An 18,342-nucleotide genomic window follows, 5' to 3' on the forward strand; every position below is an offset into this window, starting at 1 on the left:
GTTGTTTTTGCGATTTTTAGGCAAAATAGTCTATGAATATTTTGTAAATCAAAACTTAAATATTTAAAATGCAATCGTTTGCGCAACATATCTGCGGTGATATCGGTAAGTGATTAATCATTGCAGCTGGTGTAGAGCGTTTTTTAAGTGGTAGATTTAATATAAAGCATAGGCTCCCTTGGGCATGTAAACAAGAGGAATTAGTGCTGGAATGAGCTGCCTGACAATCAAACTGAATCTAAATACATCTAACCTATACTCTTACATTTAATAATAAATAACCTATGCGAAACGCTTTACTAAAGAAGATGAGGTGTTTAATCTTACTGCCTCTTTTCTTCATTACTATTTCAGGTGCGCTTGCTCAAGGGCTGACGGTAGCTGGAAAAGTGGTAGACGAGAATGGTGAAGGCCTGCCAGGTGTGACAGTGCTTTTAAAAGGAACTACAAAAGGTACTGCAACAGGTATGGACGGCAGTTTTACATTGCCTGATGTGACTCAGAATGGAACGCTGGTTTTTTCCTTTATCGGATATCAGGCGAAGGAAGAGGCTATTAACGGCCGATCTACAGTTAACGTCTCGATGGCGCCAGATCAGAAGGCACTGGAAGAGGTGGTAATCATAGGTTATCAGGAGGTGCCAAGAAGTGAATTGACCAGCTCCGTTTCATCAGTTGGTGCTAAACAGCTAAGAGACATTCCAGTAAGTACGGCTGCAGAAGCTCTTTCTGGCAGATTGGCAGGTGTGCAGGTAACCAGTTCCGAAGGTCAGCCGGGTGCAGAGATTCAGATCAGAGTGCGTGGTGGCGGATCAATTTCACAGGACAATTCGCCGCTTTATATAGTAGACGGTATTCAGGTAGATAATGCACTTTCCATCTTATCACCTCAGGAAATCCAGTCTATTGACGTGCTTAAGGATGCGGCCTCTACTGCTATTTACGGTTCACGCGGTTCGAACGGTGTGGTGGTAATTACTACTAAAGGCGGTATCGCCATGCCTACGCAAGTTACCTATAACGGCTTTACAGGGGTGAGAAGCATCGTGAACAAGCTGGATGTGATGAAGCCTTACGACTATGTAAAGTATCAGTATGAGATATATAATTATAATACAGATGAAGATACGCGCAGGTCTTTTACTAACAGGTATGGCCTTTATGAAGATCTGGATATATATCAGAATATGCCTTTCATGGATTGGCAGGATGAAGTATTCGGAAGAGATGCAACCAGCCAGACACACATACTTGGTGTAACAGGCGGTACAGAGAAAACATCTTTCAACTTTACCCTGAACCACGCAGATGAGGAAGGAATTATGTTGAACTCTGGTTTTACCAGAACACTAGCCTCTTTTAAGTTTGATCATAGAGCAACAGATAAGTTAAGGTTAGGCCTTAGCACGCGCTACAGTCGCCAGAAAATAGACGGCGTTGGTACTTCTAACACGGGTTCTCAAGGTAACAACAGGCTTAGAAACGCAGTGCGCTTCAGACCATTTGTGGCGCCTGGTATGGAAAACACGATTGATGAGTTCGATCCGGAGTTTGCTAACCTTACCAACCTGATTAGTCCTGTATTGCTGGCAAAACAGGAACTCAGAGAAGATTACAGAAACGATATCATCGTAAATGGTTGGTTCAGCTATGAGTTACTAAAGAACCTTACCTACAAAACGGTAGCGGGTGTCAATAGCACAAATCGTAACAGATTCGATTTTGATGGTCCTAGTACAAGCCTTGCCAGGCAAAACGCAGGGATGCCTGTTTCTGAAATATGGGACAGAGAAGCTTTGTCTTTTACAAACTCAAATACACTGAACTACAAGTTTAGCCTGAGTGATGATCATAAGCTTGACGTGCTTGTAGGACATGAAATATGGTTGGAAAACATGAAGTCTCAACGGGTAGTGACAAAATACTTGCCTGTTGCTATTACTGCCGAACAAGCTTGGGCTGGAATAGACAAAGCAACTCCTCCATCAGGATTGATACAGGATGCACCAAGTACCGGTGAAGCTGAGCAGAGGTTGCTTTCTTACTTTGGTAGAGTATCCTATAATTATAGAGGTAAATACCGGGCAGTCTTTAATATGCGCCGTGATGCCTCTTCTCTTTTTGCCCCAGATGAGCGGGTAGGGTATTTCCCGTCGGCTTCACTTGCCTGGCATATTGCTGACGAAAGTTTCATGGCCGGCACTAGCAGTTGGTTATCTGACTTGAAGCTACGCGTAAGTATGGGAGAAGTAGGAAATAATAGAATTCCTGCAGATTATTGGACTACCATGTTCACTAACTCAGCTGACTATGGTTACGCTTTCTCAGAATCTATCACACCGGGTTTAGTGGCCAATTATTTGGCCAGACCTGATTTGAAGTGGGAAACTACAGTATCCAGAAATATCGGCTTAGACTTTTCTATTCTAAATAACAGGGTCAGCGGTTCGATAGATGTTTATAGGAACACTTCAAATAACCTGTTGTTGTTTGCGCAGGTTCCCCCAACAAGTGGTCATGATGATCAGTTACGAAACGTTGGTAGTACTGAAAACAAAGGTATAGAGATTCAGTTGAATGGTGTTATAGTGGATAACAGCAATTTCACCTGGAACGCTAACTTCAACACAGCCTTTAACAGAAATAAGATTCTTGACTTAGGTAATACGCCGCTTGGCACTCCAATACAATCTTTCGGATGGGCATCGGGTTGGGTAAATAACCTATACGATTTTCACGTGGAGGTTGGGCAGCCAATGGGTCAGTACTATGGTTACGTAACAGACGGATTCTATACTGTAGACGACTTTAACACAACGTATAACGAAGGCGCTAACACCTGGAGCTATACGCTGAAAGAAGGAATACCAAACAGTAAGAACATTGCACTTGGTAATCGTGATCCGCAGCCAGGCGATCTTAAGCTAAAGGACCTGACAGATGACGGTAATTCTATGATTAGCCCGGAAGATAGGAAGGTGCTGGGTACTTCTCAGCCTAAATTTATCGGTGGTTTCAATCAGCAGTTTGCCTACAAGAATTTTGATCTGAGCGTGTTCCTGAATTTCTCTTACGGCAACAAAGTTTACAATGCCAATAAAATTGAGTTCACCACACAATACCTGTACCGCGACAACAACATGCTTTCGCTAATGAACGACAGATGGCAACGATTTGACGATAACGGACAGTTGGTTACAAACCCAGAACAATTAGCAGCTTTAAATCAGGATGCTAAATACTGGTCGCCACCATTAGGACAGTACTTTCTGCACTCTTTTGCTATCGAAGATGGTTCTTACCTGCGTATCAGCAACCTTACCTTAGGCTATACTTTGCCACAGAGTTTAGTGGATAAAACAAGGGTGTTCTCTAAGTTCAGAGTCTATGCTACGGTAAACAACCTGCATACCTTCACAAAATATACGGGATACGATCCTGAGGCTAACACTAGACGAGACACACCTTATACGCCTGGAGTTGACTATGCTGCATATCCGCGCAGCCGCTATATATTGGGTGGTGTAAATGTTACTTTCTAATTTATTAAGGTGATAGAAATGAATAAGAAATATATGAAATCGCTGTTTTTGCCACTTATGCTTATGGGTGGTATGATAACCTTTACCTCTTGTGAAAATTATCTGGATGTTGAAAACCCATCTACTATTTCACAGAACGCTGTTTTTTCGAATTTAGGCTATGCCAACTCAGCAGTTACAGGTGTTTACAACAACCTGATGGGAGACGATGCATACGGTAGCCGTATTTCCACCTTATATCCTAATGCCGCCGACGATTTTAGAATCGGAGGTACTTATAACCCGGAGGATAGAAGAGGCATAAGTGGTTTTGGTGTAAGCCCAAACAATTCAGAGCTCAACAAACCTTTCATAAAGTTATATGAAGGCATTGAGCGTGCTAACATCGTTATCAAAAATATTCAGGCATCGAGCCTGTATACCAATGGCACACCTGCTGAGCAGGCCACCATGCGTAAATTACATGGTGAAACACTGGCGTTGCGTGCCATCTTCTTTCACGAACTCATACGCAATTGGGGAGATGTACCTGCGCCTTTCGATCCTTCTGCTGACCAGCTTGACTTAGCCCTTCCTAAAACCGACCAGGACGTGATCTATGATATGTTGCTGGAAGATCTTGAACTGGCTTCGGAGCTAGTACCATGGCAGTCAGAATCAGGTGATCCAAGTACACGCATCACTAAATCTGCCGTGAAAGGCCTTCGTGCCAGAATTGCATTGGCACGTGGAGGCTACGCATTAAGAAGAGATAGTAGAAAACTAGAACGTAGAGCCAACTACAAGGATTTTTACCAGATTGCCCGCCAGGAAACGCTAGATATTATCCAAAGCGGAAAGCATAGCCTGAATCCAAGCTTTGAGCAGGTGTTTAAGGATCTGCACACAGGTGTGAGTGGCGGAGCTACAAAAGAGATGATATTTGAGGTAGGTGCTTTTGGCGGTAACTCTAAAACTGATAGTAAGCTCGGATACAGCAACGGCCTTAGAATAGATAAAAGCTCTACTTTCGGGCAAGCAAATGGACAGTTAGAGGCAATACCTACCTACTTCTATGAGTTTGACTCAATTGCGGATGTAAGGAGAGACGTAACGCTGGCTTACTTCCAGATCGATAAAGACGACAAAAAAGAATTAACTCGCCTGACAGGCATGCGTGATGGCAAGTTCAGAAAATACTGGACCAGCATCGACGGAACAGCGCAAAACTTAGGTGTCAACTGGCCAATTTTACGCTATGCTGATGTGCTATTGATGTTTGCTGAAGCAGAAAACGAGCTGAAGGGACCAACACCACAGGCTATAGATGCTTTTGAGCAGGTGAGGAGAAGAGCCTTTGCGGGTAATGTAGATAAAATGGGTACGACGCCTACAGACAAAGAAGGGTTCTTTAATGCTATTGTTCACGAGCGCTTATTGGAGTTTGGTGGAGAAGGTATTAGAAAGTATGATCTGATTCGTTGGAACCTGCTTGCTTCTAAAATAGCAGAGACGAGAACTCAGTTAAACGCACTGAAGAACGGAGAAGGACGCTATGCGAATGTTCCAAAGTATGTGTTCTATAACCTTACGCCTGTAGTTAATACTACTGTTCCAGCAGAAATTAAAAGCTTCGACTTTGTTAAAGGCTCTGTAGCCAACGAAATGTATACGCCTGCGCCTGCTACCACGCCTACCGGATACACGAGAGTGAACTGGGCTGCCGCAGTGGATGCAGCTTATATAGAAACATTTGCTGTAGCGTTCAAAGAAAACCACTCAGAGCTTTTCCCTATTTACAATGCTGTGTTTGGCACAAACCCTAATCTCACGCAGGATTACGGATATTAATTGAAAGCTGGGTACACAAAAAAAAGTTAAGACATGAAAGTAGCTTTAAATAAAATCTTAAAACTGGTTCCGATTATTGCGTTGGGTGCGCTGGCTTTTGCCTGTGAAGACGATCCTGATAAGCTGGACCCGATGCGTATGTTTACTCCTGCAGGAGATGTTAAAGCAGTGAGCGGAGAATCACAGGTAAGGCTTACCTGGAATCCATCTCTGTACACCACCAATAGCAGCGGTGTAACTTATACAGTAGATGTAGCAGCGGATTCGCTGTTTACCACACCGGTTGTGCTCTCGGTACAAACCGATACTGCAGGTGTTGTGTTTACAGATGAACAGCTGGAGGTGAGAAAGAGGTATTTTGCCCGTATCAGAGCTAACGCCTTAGGCGACAGACCTGAGTCAAAGTCCTTTGCGCCTAGTTCCGGCTTTACCATTAGGGGCATGCAAATTTTTACTGCACTCTTAAATAGCGATATTACGGATAAGGCAGTTCTGTTAAAATGGAGAGAGACGGCAGGTCTAACCCGTATTGTGCTCACACCACAAAGCGCAGAAGGCAGGCCAATTGGTGAGCCGATAGAGGTTCCTGTTTCAGAAGAGGATATGACAGCCGGACAAAAGTTTGTGAACGGGCTGAGTGCCAGCACAGCTTGCAGAGCCGAAATCTTCCAGGGCAACCGCATGGCAGGTTATCTTAGCTTTACGACCAATGCGCCTACTGTAGGCAATATCATTAACCTAACTAGCTTTACTGACAGGCCATCTGTGCTACAGGATACCTTGTTGCAAGTTGAATCAGGAAGTATAATTGTGCTGAAAAAGGGAATGACGTACAACATTTCCTCTGCCGTGTTGCTGGATAGGTCGCTTACCATTATGAGCGAAAACACTGTAGCACCAGGGCGTGCAAACGTGTTTTTTACCAGCAACTTTGATTTTAAAGCAGGAGCACAGGTTGATTCAGTAGTATTCAAAGATGTTACTTTAACTGGTAATAAAATTGATGCTGACTATGTGTTTAATATTGGCAATGCCTCAACAATCGGTACTATCAAATTTGAATCAAGTATCATTTCCAATTTCAGAGGAGTGACTAGAATTAAAACAGGTAGCGTAAGTGTAGGTAAGTTTATTGTCAAAAACAGTATTGTAAACAACTTGTATAACTATGGTGTGTTGGCAATTGACAATGAAGGAGCACGTGTAGATAATATTGTGTTAACTAATAGTACTTTCTATAAAATAGATCGGCCAATCACGAGCAGGAGCGATGTGAAATCCATCGTAATCGAAAACTCCACCTTCCATGATACGCCAGAATCAGGACGTTACCTGATTGACTTTGTTGCGAATAGTGTTACTTATAATGTTACTCAGGGTATCACGTTCCAGAATAATATAGTTGGGCGAGGCAAGCCACTTGCGGGGGAGACTGCTGTAAAGGGAATAAGAGTTGGTTCTGCTACGCTTATACAGTCTAGCAGTAGCTACGCCACCTCAGACTATAATGCCACAGGTAACCAGATTCCAAATTTGACAGTGTATAGTGGTACTGCCGCAGATTTATTCCAGGACCCGAACAACGGCAACTTTACGATCAAAGACGCAAATTTTGCAGGAAAAGGAAGCGCTGGAGACCCTCGCTGGAGATAGCAACTTTATAGGAAAAGACAGTGGTGTAGCAGAAGTGCGATGCCACTGTCTTTCTTTATAGCTTCTAATAGCAGCATGATCAAGAATACATGTGCTATACTTCTTGTAAAGTAGAGAAGGGCATGTATGCCGATCTCCTGTACTTACTAACATATCAGCAATGAACATACTACCAAAACTTTGGTATATAGGTGCGCTACTGCTAATGGCATTTTGCTCTTTAGGTAAGTTAGCTGCCCAAAACCTGAAAAAGGAATTTCCGCAAACGCTTACAGTTGCTATTAAAAATCCGCTGAACCAGCAGCGAAACGATGTAATGGTGCTAATTAAGAAGGATGATCTCCTGAAGTTAGCTCCTTCGTTCAATCCGGAAGCATTCGTGGTGCTGGACGGGAAAAAAGAAATTGCCAGCCAGTACAATAGCAAAGACGCAAATAAAAAAGGCATTGTGCTGGTGCTGGACCAAATGGCAGCTAATGAGAGTCGAAAGCTAACTATCAGGTATAACAAGCAAGGCACCGCTAGTCGCAGTTATACTAAGCGTACGCAGGCCGAGCTGTCGCATAAAGTGGGTGGCAGGTTTGAGAACAGAAAATACATTGGAGGTGCTTCTTTCGAGAATGTGGATTCGCTGCGTGTTCCGGATGAAGTAACCGACCACTCTTACTATATCCGCTACGAGGGGCCAGGCTGGGAATCAGATAAAGTAGGCTACCGCTTTTATTTAGACTGGCGTAATGGCACCGATGTTTTCGGAAAAACAACCAAAGACATGGTGCTGCAGCAGGTGGGGCAGGACGGTTATGATTCGTACCACGAACTGCAGCCCTGGGGAATGGATGTGCTAAAGGTAGGAAAGTCGTTGGGGGTTGGTACGCTGGCAATGTTCCATAATGGGCAGGCGAACCGTGTTGCTGAAACCGATAGTATGATAAGTGTTATATCCGAAAACGGAAATGTGTACTCTTCTATACTTACCAATTATTATGGTTGGCAAGTAGCTGGCTTAACAATGGATGTGCAGTCGCAGCTTGGTATACATGCTGGTAGCCGCTTAACACACCATCAAGTGCAGGCAACAGGTGCAAATCCTGATAATTTAAGTACAGGCTTGATAAAAGATAAAAGGTCAACACTGCACACCAGCAAAGGCAGCAACGATAAGTGGGGATACATTGCCACGTATGGCAAACAAAGCCTGAACGGCGAAGGTGATAACCTGGGTATAGCAGTACTTTTCCGGCCAAAGGATTTCATTACATTTTCTGAAGACGTGAATAGCCATATCGTGCAACTAAAGCCAAATCAAGGGCAGGTGGAGTATTTTTTTCTGGCAGCCTGGGAGCTGGAGCCGGAAGGAATTAAAACGGAAGAGGCGTTTTTGCAATACCTGAACAAAACTGCAACAGAACTGGCACAACCTGTACAGGTAAGCCTCTCAAAGAAATAAAAGCTGCTACATCAGCCACCAAAGAACACGAAATTGGCTTTGGGAGCACATACTATAAACAAGAGAAATGTTAAAGAGCAACAAGATATTTAAGGTGAGTTTGTTAGGTTTATTTTTCCAGATGATATGCTTTGCTGGCTGTGCTCAGCAGCCAGCAAGTGTATCTACGGAAAGTACACCTACTGCAGAGCATGCTTTAGCGTTTCCGGGTGCAGAAGGTTTTGGCAAATTTACCACAGGTGGCCGCGGCGGGCAGGTGGTGGTGGTAACTAACCTGAACGATGACGGGCCTGGCAGCTTACGGGAAGCCATCCGAAAAAAAGGACCACGTATTGTCGTTTTTGCTGTGTCAGGTTATATTAACCTGGAGTCTCCCTTAGATATAAACAACAGTGATATTACTATCGCTGGCCAGTCTGCCCCGGGGCAAGGAGTTACTGTTCGTTATTATCCTGTAAGTATAAAGGCTGACAACGTAATTGTACGTTACCTGCGCTTTAGAATGGGCGACGTGAAAGATGTGGAAGGGGATGCTTTGGGCGGAAACAAGGGCAAAAGCAACATTATCATAGACCATTGCTCTATGGGTTGGGCGACAGACGAGAGCGCTTCTTTTTATGGAAATAAGAATTTCACCCTGCAGTGGTGTATCATAGCAGAGAGTCTGAACCAATCAGTACATGCCAAAGGCGACCATGGGTACGGAGGCATCTGGGGTGGTTCCGGTGCCTCGTTTCATCATAACCTGATTGCCAATCACATGAGCCGCATGCCTCGTTTCAGTGGCTCCAAAACAACCGCGAACTCAGCTGAAGAGTTGGTGGATTTCCGTAATAACGTAATCTTTAACTGGGGAGGGAATAGTGTGTATGGTGGAGAAAAAGGACGCTATAATATGGTGAACAACTACTATAAACCAGGCCCTGCCACGCCAAAGTCTAAGAAAGACCGACTATTAGAGCCATATGCACCTTACGGACAGTTTTACTTAGCGGGTAATGTAATGGAGGGCAACCCGGAAATCACAAAATACAATACGCTTGGTGTTGCCATTGATAACCCTGATTCTGCCCTTGTTGCAAATGCATTTGACTATGCTGCTGTTACAGCCCAGCCTGCCAAAGATGCGCTGGAACTGGTGCTGGCTAATGCTGGTGCAAGTTATAAACGCGACAAGGTAGACGAGCGAATTGTGCAGGAAGTTAGATCCGGTAATCCAACAGGTGGCAAAAACAAGAATGGCATTATTGATTCTCAAAGTGATATTGGTGGCTGGCCAGAAATTCAATCTGTTGCGGCGTCAGCCGACAAAGATAAAGACGGCATGCCGGATGCGTGGGAGCGCAAGCACAAATTAAACCCTGCTAATGCAGACGATGCCGCAGCTTACACGCTGAGCAAGCAATACACTAACATCGAAGTATACCTAAACAGCCTGGTGAACACAGATCAACTTAAATAACAGCTGCTATGAGAAAACTGACACTCCTATTTATACTTTGCCTTGCTACTTTTTTGGTGCAGGCGCAAAAAATGAAACTGGTAGTAGCGCAGGACCATAGCGGAGATTATACTTCTGTGCAGGCAGCAGTAGATGCAGTGCCTTCTTTCCCAGACAATCGGGTGGAGATATTCATCAAAAATGGCGTATACCTAGAAAAGGTCATTATTCCAACCTGGAAAACTAATATCTCTTTAGTAGGCGAAAACAAAGATAAAACCATTATTAGTTGGGATGACCATGCTGGTAAAGGCGACATCAACACATTCACATCTTATACTGTGCTGGTGCAAGGTGATGATTTTCATGCTGAGAACATCACCTTTGAGAACAGTGCTGGCAGAACGGCAGGACAAGCAGTGGCGCTCCACATGGAGGCAGACCGCTGTGTGATTAAAAACTGTAACATAAAAGGCGATCAGGATACCCTGTATGCCGGAAGAAATGGTAATCGCCAATATTACTTAAACTGCTACATAGAGGGCACCACAGATTTTATCTTTGGGCCAGCCACAGCCGTGTTTCAGAACTGCACCATTCACTGCAAAAAGAATTCATACATCACTGCCGCATCCACTCCTGAGGGGCAAGCCTATGGCTTTGTGTTTCTAAACTGTACGGTTACGGGGGCAGAAGAGGCTACGAAAGTATACTTAGGGCGCCCATGGCGGCCTTACGCCCAAACAGTTTTCATCAAGTCAAAATTAGCGGAGCATATAAGGCCAGAAGGGTGGCACAACTGGAGTAAGCCAGAGGCTGAGAAAACAGCTTTATATGCGGAGTATAAATCAAAAGGACCAGGAGCGATGCCAAAATCGCGGGTAAAGTGGGCAAAACAGCTGAATGCGCGGGAGGCAAAAAACTATAAAGTAGCTGTTATACTTGCAGGAGAAGATGGTTGGCAAGGAATAAGTGAGTAATCAATTGATAATGATTATTTTTTTGTTAAATTGTGCAATCGATTGTCCTGATATAGGGTAAAGAATTTAGTATAAATAAAAGCAAAGTGAGGAAGGGTAATTAGTAAGAGATAATACCAAAGCACCAGCAGCGACTTGGAGGTAGTATAGCAGTAGCTAGTAGCTTTTAAGTAGAGTTCGAGATCAACGCATTGAGAAATAAACAATCAACATAAATATTTCAATATTTAACTTAAAAGATCTATGGAACGAGCATTACTTAAGAAAGCGAGGTACCTGTATAGCCTCTTCTTCATTATTGTCGCAGTTACAGGTGCCTTTGCGCAAGGCACCACCCTGCAAGGCCGTGTAGTAGACGAGACAGGTGGGCCTCTCCCAGGGGTTACTGTCTTAGTGAAAGGCACGACAAATGGTACTGCCACTGGAGTTGATGGCAGCTATACTCTAAACGTTACCACTGCTAACCCGACACTTGTATTTTCCTACATAGGGTATCAGACCAAAGAAGTAGCGGCAGCCGGAAAATCCACAGTAAATGTATCTTTAGCAGTAGACTCAAAGGCGCTGGAAGAAGTGGTGGTCATTGGCTACGGTACAGTAAAGAAATCCGATCTTACAGGTTCAGTTACTTCGGTGCGAGGCGAAGACCTAACAGCTATACCTGTAACAAATGGACTGGAAGTGCTACAGGGCAAAGTGCCGGGGCTGGATCTAACTAGAAGTAGCGGTCAGGCTGGAGCCTCATTAAACTTTAATATTAGGGGAACTAGATCAATTGATGCTATTCGCCCACCACTCGTTTTAGTAGATGGGATTCGTTATGATGGCCCTCTTGATGTAAACCCGAATGATATTGCTTCAATGGAAATATTGAAGGATGCAACTGCTACCGCAATTTATGGTTCTATGGGGGCTAACGGCGTAATTCTGATAACCACCAAGAGCGGTGGTTCAGGTAAGGCCAAGGTCACGTTTAACTCCTACTATGGCATTTCGGAGGCAAACGGATATGCGGATATAATGTCTGGTCCAGAGTGGGTGGCTTTAAGAAGAGAATCTCGCAGGACCGTGGAAGAATGGGCTGGTCCTGAAGATGATGAGAAGATATTTAACCCGACCCAGCTTGAAAACTTCAGAAACGGCATTTACACAGATTGGGCTGACGAGGTGATCGGCACTGGAAGCCAGCAGAACTATCAAATAGGTGTTTCTGGTGGAACAAATAAGCTTAGCTATTACCTGTCTACTGAATATTTTGACGAAAAGGGACTGTTAAAGGACGACCGTTTGAAAAGGTACAGCGGCCGCATGAATATAGGATATAACATACTTGATAATCTAAAGGTTAACACTAACCTGATGTATACCTATAAGGATCAGGATTTAAGACGAGACCCTCTGAATCAGGCAAATAAGATGAGTCCTCTTGGCCGTCCTTATGATGATGAAGGTAACTTTTTGCTAAAGCCAGTTGGTGATGCTTCCACTCTAAATCCACTTACGGATGAACAGCCAGGAGCTTTTGAAAACAATGACATCAACAAGCGCTTTTTTGGTAATCTCTCTGTTGACTATACACCTATCAATAATTTAGTAGTTACATCTCGTTTTGGAATAGATCAATACAACAATCGAAACGGTTTGTATGCAGCCTCTAATACCATAGAAACAGGTGCTGACGGATTATCTCTTGCCCGTGCTACACTAGGCAATTTTTCTAGGCTGACTTGGGAAAACTTTGCTAACTACTCTAAAAATCTGTCCGACAACCATGAAGTTTCTGTTATGCTAGGTAGTAGTATATGGTCTCAAAAAGAGGAAATGTTCTCTGCTGAAGGAAGAAATTTGCTCTCTTCAACATTCCTCTTCTATAATTTAAGCGCAACTCAGTCAGCATATCGTTTAGGAAGTGGGTTAAGTGAGCAAAGTATGGCTTCATTTTTTGGCCGCATCAATTATAAGCTGCTGAATAAATACCTGTTCAACTTCGTGATGCGTGCCGATGGTGCATCTGTGCTGGCTGACGGCAACAAGTGGGACTATTTCCCGTCGGCTTCTGTCGCATGGATTATCAAAGAAGAAAGCTTTCTGCAGAATGTAAATGCAATATCTGACATGAAGCTTCGTCTTAGCTACGGCGTTTCAGGAAATAGTGCCATCGATCCATATCTTACGTTAGGAGGTCTTGGAAGGTCATATTATGCTTTTGATCAAGGTAGTACAGAGACACCAGCCTTTGGCTTTTATCCAGGTGCTTTGTCTAATCCGTTGTTGGGTTGGGAAAAGACTGCTACAGCTAACTTAGGGCTAGACTTCGGGTTGTTTAATAATAGAGTAACTGGTACGCTGGATATTTATCAGCAAAATACAAAAGATTTGCTAATGTCAAGAAGGCTGCCAACTACTACTGGGTATGAGCGAATTATAGACAATGTTGGAGAAACAAGAAACCGAGGGGTAGAACTTCAACTTGGAACTGTAAATATTGATCAGAGCAATGGTTTCAGATGGACATCAGACTTTAGCTTTGCAAGCAACAAGGAAGAGGTAACCGCACTTGCTGATGGGGCACAACGAGATCTGACTTTTGGTGAATATGGCCTTTTTGTAGGACACCCAATTAGAATATTTTATGATTATGAAAAAATTGGTATCTGGCAATTAGGAGAAGAGGATGAAGCCGGTAAATTTGGTCAGAAGCCAGGTGATATTCGGGTTAAAGATCAGGATAACAACGGTATAATAACTGATGATGATAGAGTTATTCTCGGAAAAGCAAATCCTGATTGGACACTAGGTGTAACAAACCGCTTTGGCTACAAAGGTGTAGAGCTTTCTTTTCTTGTTTATGCTAGAATGGGACAGACCATTGTGAGCGAGGCTGCTGGCTCTTATAAAATTGATGGATTGGAAAATGGCCCAGTAGTAGATTATTGGACACCAGAAAACCCTACCAATGCCTATCCAAGACCCAATGCTGGAACCAGCAGAGCTAGTACGCGATACTATTCTACCTTACAGTATGTTGATGGCTCATTTATCAAGGTAAGAGATATTACGCTTGCTTACAGTTTTCCGCAGCCAATGATTGAGAAGCTGAGACTCTCTAGCCTACGGATTTATGCAACTGCTAAAAATTATTTCATTCTAAAGAGTGAAATTGATCCTTATGACCCTGAAAGGGGAGGAGCGTTAAGCTTCCCGATGACAAAGCAGATGGTATTTGGTATTAATGTAGCATTCTAGACAGGAAACTTAATTAGCAAGATCATGAAAAAGGTACTATATAAAATATTGATTCCAGCCATGTTGTTAGGTTCAGTTTCCTGTGAGTCTTTTTTGGATGAGGAAAATGTGTCGGGTTTAACAGCAACAGGTTACTACTCAACCGCAGAGGGGATAGAAAGCTTGGTAAACTCGCTGTATACACCAATGCGATTTTGGTACGGTAAGGAAAATGGTATAGCTTTAACAGAAACCGGAACAGATATTTTCACCCGGGGCAATGGTATGGAGAATCCTCCGGTAGCTCTCTACAACTCTGACTTATCTGCAGTCAACGTTCCAATAAATTTTTACTGGACCCGATTCTATGCAGCCTTAAATGCTACAAATACGGCAATAGAGAGAATACCAGAGTCTCCTTTACCTGAAGCACAGAAAGCTATAAGGTTAGGAGAGGCACGTTTCCTTCGTGCTTTTTATCTGTGGCACATTGTAGAGACATGGGGAGGCGTTCATCTTACAACTCAGGAGCAGATTGGCGTGTCTACTACGGCTAACCGCACACCAGTAGAGACATTTTATCAGCAGATCTTTGAAGACCTGGAATTTGCCATGGAGAACCTGCCGGTAACATCTAGCCAGTACGGAAGAGTGACCAAGCCAGCTGCTGAGGCCTTTGCTGCCAGAATGCACCTGTACCGTGGTAATTATGCAGAAGCATCAAGATTGGCAAAGAAGGTAATAAGTGATTATAACTTTAGCTTAGTGCCAAGCTACGCTAGCTTATGGACTGCAAATTCAAGGAATTCAGAGGTGGTTTGGAATGTGAATTTCACCGCAGACTTAATACTGAACAGAGAGTTTGACGGACTAACGAACGAAACTAGTGATGATATACTGCTGCGCGAAGGAGGTAATAATTCACACCTATTTTTCCTGATGACTTATGACCAGTTGCCAGGCATGCAGCGGGATATTAGATATGGACGTCCGTTTGCACGCTTTATGCCTACAGCTCATTTACTTGATCTTTTTGATGAAAGTAAAGATGCCAGATGGGATGCTACCTTCCAAACAGTTTGGTATACTAACAAGCCGGGTACTTATACTGTAACCGATACCAAGGGTGATCCGCGGCAGGTAACGTTTGCTGCTGGAGACACGGCTATCTATGCTACAAAGTATGTAGTTTCTGATGCAAGAAAGAATGCCAAGCCCTATACTATAATAGATCGAAGCAGAACATATAATGTTGCAGCCAACGATGCGCCGAGAGTGCGCGACCGCTATATGTCTTTAAAGAAGTTCCTGGATCCAGCGCGGCAAACTATTTCACAACAGCAGGGCCAACGAGATGCTTATGTAATTCGGTTAGCCGAAATGTATCTAATTGTTGCAGAGGCTGAAATGATGGCTGGCGATATAGGAGTTGCAGTTGAACACATAAACGTAGTGCGCAGAAGAGCAGCATTACCGGGCAAAGCCGCTGAAATGGAGGTAACTGCCGATCAGCTAAACATCGACTTTATACTTGATGAGCGTGCCCGTGAGTTTGCCGGAGAGCAACAGCGCTGGTTCGACCTGAAACGCACCAATAAGTTGATCGAGCGTGTTCGTGCTTTCAATCCGGATGCGGCGCCTAATATTCAGCCATTCCACCGGGTAAGGCCAATCCCTCAGGCGCAGCTCGATGCCGTGTCTAACAAAGGAGAATTTACTCAAAACGAAGGATACAATTAGCCGATAGATTTCTGCAGGAGAGTGTATGCTTTCCTGCAGAATCTATTTCTAAACAGAAATATTCGCACAAGAACATTAACAGATAATACTACTACGATGCAGCTTACCAAATTCGCTTTACCTGCTATCCTGCTACTGGCTTCCGCCTGTGGCTCAGGCAAACCAGCCACAGATGCTACTGCTTCCAGTACAGAAGCAACTGCCGCAGCTAAAAAGCCTTACTCCGTTTGGATGGCCGACTCTGATATCAAACGGAACCCGGAAGGATGGATGATTGATTTTAAAGAGCAGCCAAAATGGGACTACACGCAGGGCCTATTTGCCAGTGCTATTGAGCGGGTGTATGAGAAAACTGGTGACAAAAAGTACCTGAACTATATTCAGGCTTTTGCCGACACCATGATCAGCGAAGATGGCAGCATCATGACCTACAAGAAAACAGACTATAACATCGACCGCGTGAACCCTGGCAAGTTCCTGATGGAGTTATACAAGGAAACCGGTGATAACAAGTATAAACTGGCCGTAGAAGAGCTGCGCGACCAGATGCGCACGCATCCAAGAACTTCAGAAGGTGGCTTTTGGCACAAGAAAATATACCCACACCAGATGTGGCTCGATGGCCTATACATGGCTTCTCCTTTTCTGGCGCAGTATGCGGTGGAATTTAATGAGCCAGCCATTTTCGATGATGTAGCGAAGCAGATTATGCTGGTAGACAAGCATACCTGGGATACAGAGAAAGGCTTGTGGCGCCACGGTTGGGATGAAAGCCGTGAGCAAAAATGGGCTGATCCCAAAACAGGGCAGGCACCTAATGTGTGGGGCCGTGCCATGGGCTGGTATGCGATGGCGCTGGTAGATGTGCTGGACTATTTGCCAAAAGATCACCCAAAGAGAGACGAAGTAGTGCAGATCACACAGAAAATGGCAAAATCCATAGCACAGTACCAGGACGAGCAAACAGGCCTGTGGTGGCAGGTTGTGGACCAAGCGGGCAGAGAAGGCAATTACCGTGAAGCTTCAGCCTCTAGCATGTTTACTTACTTTTTGGTGAAAGCTGCCAAAAAAGGCTACATCGACCAGAAGTATATGCAGACGGCACAGAAGGGCTACAACGGTATTGTAAACAACCTGATTGAGAAGAACCCGGACGGCACCATCAGCATTACACAAGTGTGCGCAGTAGCAGGACTGGGTGGTAATCCATACCGTAGCGGCTCTTACGAGTACTACATCAACGAAGAGCGCCGCAACAACGACCCTAAGGCAGTAGCGCCTTTCATTATGGCTTCTCTGGAGTTTGAAGAACTGAATAGAACGGCGGCCGCTAACTAAGATCCAAATAACCCACCCCTGCCCCTCCGAGGAGGGGAATTTTACTCGTGCTGATAATTCCCCTCTAGGGAGGGGCAGGGGTGGGTTTATACTTTCCACAGAAGGCCGAGTCCCAATACGGAACCATCTTATCACACAAAAAACTGCTATGACTTTAAAAAAATATACTTCCATACTTACCCTGCTACTCTGCCTGCTGTTTACGCAATTGCAGGCACAGCACAAGTATGATTTTGTAGTAGCTAAAGATGGCAGCGGCGACTTTAAAACAGTGCAGGAGGCGATAAATGCTGTGCCGGATTTTAGAAAAGCTGAAACTACCATTTACATCAAGAATGGTGTGTACAAAGAGAAGCTGGTGCTGCCCGCCTCAAAAACCGGAGTGAAATTTATTGGCGAAGATGTAAAGAAAACCATCCTCACCAACGATGACTATGCTTCTAAGAAGAACCGATTTGGAGAAGAAATGGGTACTACTGGCTCATCCAGCTTCTTTATTTTCGGAGATGATTTCGCTGCAGAAAATATCACCTTTGAAAATTCTGCCGGAGAGGTAGGCCAAGCTGTGGCGGTGCGCATTGATGGTGATAAGGTGATGTTCACCAACTGCCGTTTTCTGGGTAATCAGGATACGCTTTACCCGCATGGCGAGAAGAGCCGCCAGTACTACAAAAATTGTTACATAGAAGGCACCACCGACTTTATTTTCGGTTGGTCTACTGCTGTGTTTGAGAACTGCGAGATCTATTGTAAAAAAGGAGGCAGCTACATTACAGCAGCCTCTACCTTAGAAGGCACACCTTATGGCTTCGTGTTTCTGAACTGCCGCATTACAGGTGATGCTCCTGCCGAATCATACTACCTGGGCCGTCCCTGGAGGCCTTTTGCCAAAACTGTTTTCATCAACAGCCATTTGGGTAACATGATCAAGCCGGAAGGCTGGCATAACTGGAGTAAGCCAGATGCCGAAAAGACTTCTTACTATGCAGAATATAACTCTAAAGGCCCCGGTGCTAACCCAAAGGCAAGAGTAGCATGGTCGCATAAACTTACAAAAGAGCAAGCAAGCAAGTATACGCTGGAAAACATCTTCAACGGCTGGATACCCGGCAAGTCAAGCGAAACAGCCAGCAAATAACAGCT

At 44.3% G+C, this 18,342-nt stretch carries 10 protein-coding genes; all 10 read left to right on the forward strand.

What is annotated here, in order from left to right; genetic code table 11:
• Positions 1 to 308: 308 nt before the first annotated feature.
• Complete coding sequence (locus ACFQ2O_RS02985; protein ID WP_377522803.1) at positions 309 to 3,542, forward strand: SusC/RagA family TonB-linked outer membrane protein; 3,234 nt, start codon at positions 309 to 311, stop codon at positions 3,540 to 3,542.
• An 18-nt stretch (positions 3,543 to 3,560) separates the two neighbouring features.
• Positions 3,561 to 5,372 carry a RagB/SusD family nutrient uptake outer membrane protein gene (locus tag ACFQ2O_RS02990; RefSeq protein ID WP_377522805.1) on the forward strand — a complete coding sequence of 604 codons (1,812 nt, stop codon included), beginning with the start codon at positions 3,561 to 3,563 and terminating at the stop codon, positions 5,370 to 5,372.
• Between the two features lie 33 nt (positions 5,373 to 5,405).
• A complete protein-coding gene (locus ACFQ2O_RS02995; protein ID WP_377522806.1) occupies positions 5,406 to 7,025 on the forward strand; it encodes a DUF5123 domain-containing protein in 1,620 nt (539 codons plus the stop codon).
• Positions 7,026 to 7,185: 160 nt separating this feature from the next.
• On the forward strand, positions 7,186 to 8,475 hold the full coding sequence (locus ACFQ2O_RS03000; RefSeq protein WP_377522808.1) for a DUF4861 domain-containing protein: 1,290 nt from the start codon (positions 7,186 to 7,188) through the stop codon (positions 8,473 to 8,475).
• Between the two features lie 67 nt (positions 8,476 to 8,542).
• Positions 8,543 to 9,937: a pectate lyase family protein gene (locus ACFQ2O_RS03005; protein WP_377522809.1), complete on the forward strand. Its 1,395-nt coding sequence runs from the start codon at positions 8,543 to 8,545 to the stop codon at positions 9,935 to 9,937.
• A gap of 8 nt (positions 9,938 to 9,945) precedes the next feature.
• A complete protein-coding gene (locus ACFQ2O_RS03010; protein ID WP_377522810.1) occupies positions 9,946 to 10,896 on the forward strand; it encodes a pectinesterase family protein in 951 nt (316 codons plus the stop codon).
• A gap of 243 nt (positions 10,897 to 11,139) precedes the next feature.
• Entirely contained in the window at positions 11,140 to 14,142 is a 3,003-nt protein-coding gene (locus ACFQ2O_RS03015) for a SusC/RagA family TonB-linked outer membrane protein (RefSeq protein ID WP_377522811.1), read from the forward strand.
• A 24-nt stretch (positions 14,143 to 14,166) separates the two neighbouring features.
• Positions 14,167 to 15,861: a RagB/SusD family nutrient uptake outer membrane protein gene (locus tag ACFQ2O_RS03020; protein ID WP_377522812.1), complete on the forward strand. Its 1,695-nt coding sequence runs from the start codon at positions 14,167 to 14,169 to the stop codon at positions 15,859 to 15,861.
• Between the two features lie 96 nt (positions 15,862 to 15,957).
• Positions 15,958 to 17,199: a glycoside hydrolase family 88/105 protein gene (locus ACFQ2O_RS03025; protein WP_377522813.1), complete on the forward strand. Its 1,242-nt coding sequence runs from the start codon at positions 15,958 to 15,960 to the stop codon at positions 17,197 to 17,199.
• A 148-nt stretch (positions 17,200 to 17,347) separates the two neighbouring features.
• Positions 17,348 to 18,337 carry a pectinesterase family protein gene (locus tag ACFQ2O_RS03030; protein WP_377522814.1) on the forward strand — a complete coding sequence of 330 codons (990 nt, stop codon included), beginning with the start codon at positions 17,348 to 17,350 and terminating at the stop codon, positions 18,335 to 18,337.
• Positions 18,338 to 18,342 lie beyond the last annotated feature (5 nt).

The organism is Pontibacter rugosus (assembly GCF_042678745.1).
Taxonomy (GTDB): domain Bacteria; phylum Bacteroidota; class Bacteroidia; order Cytophagales; family Hymenobacteraceae; genus Pontibacter; species Pontibacter rugosus.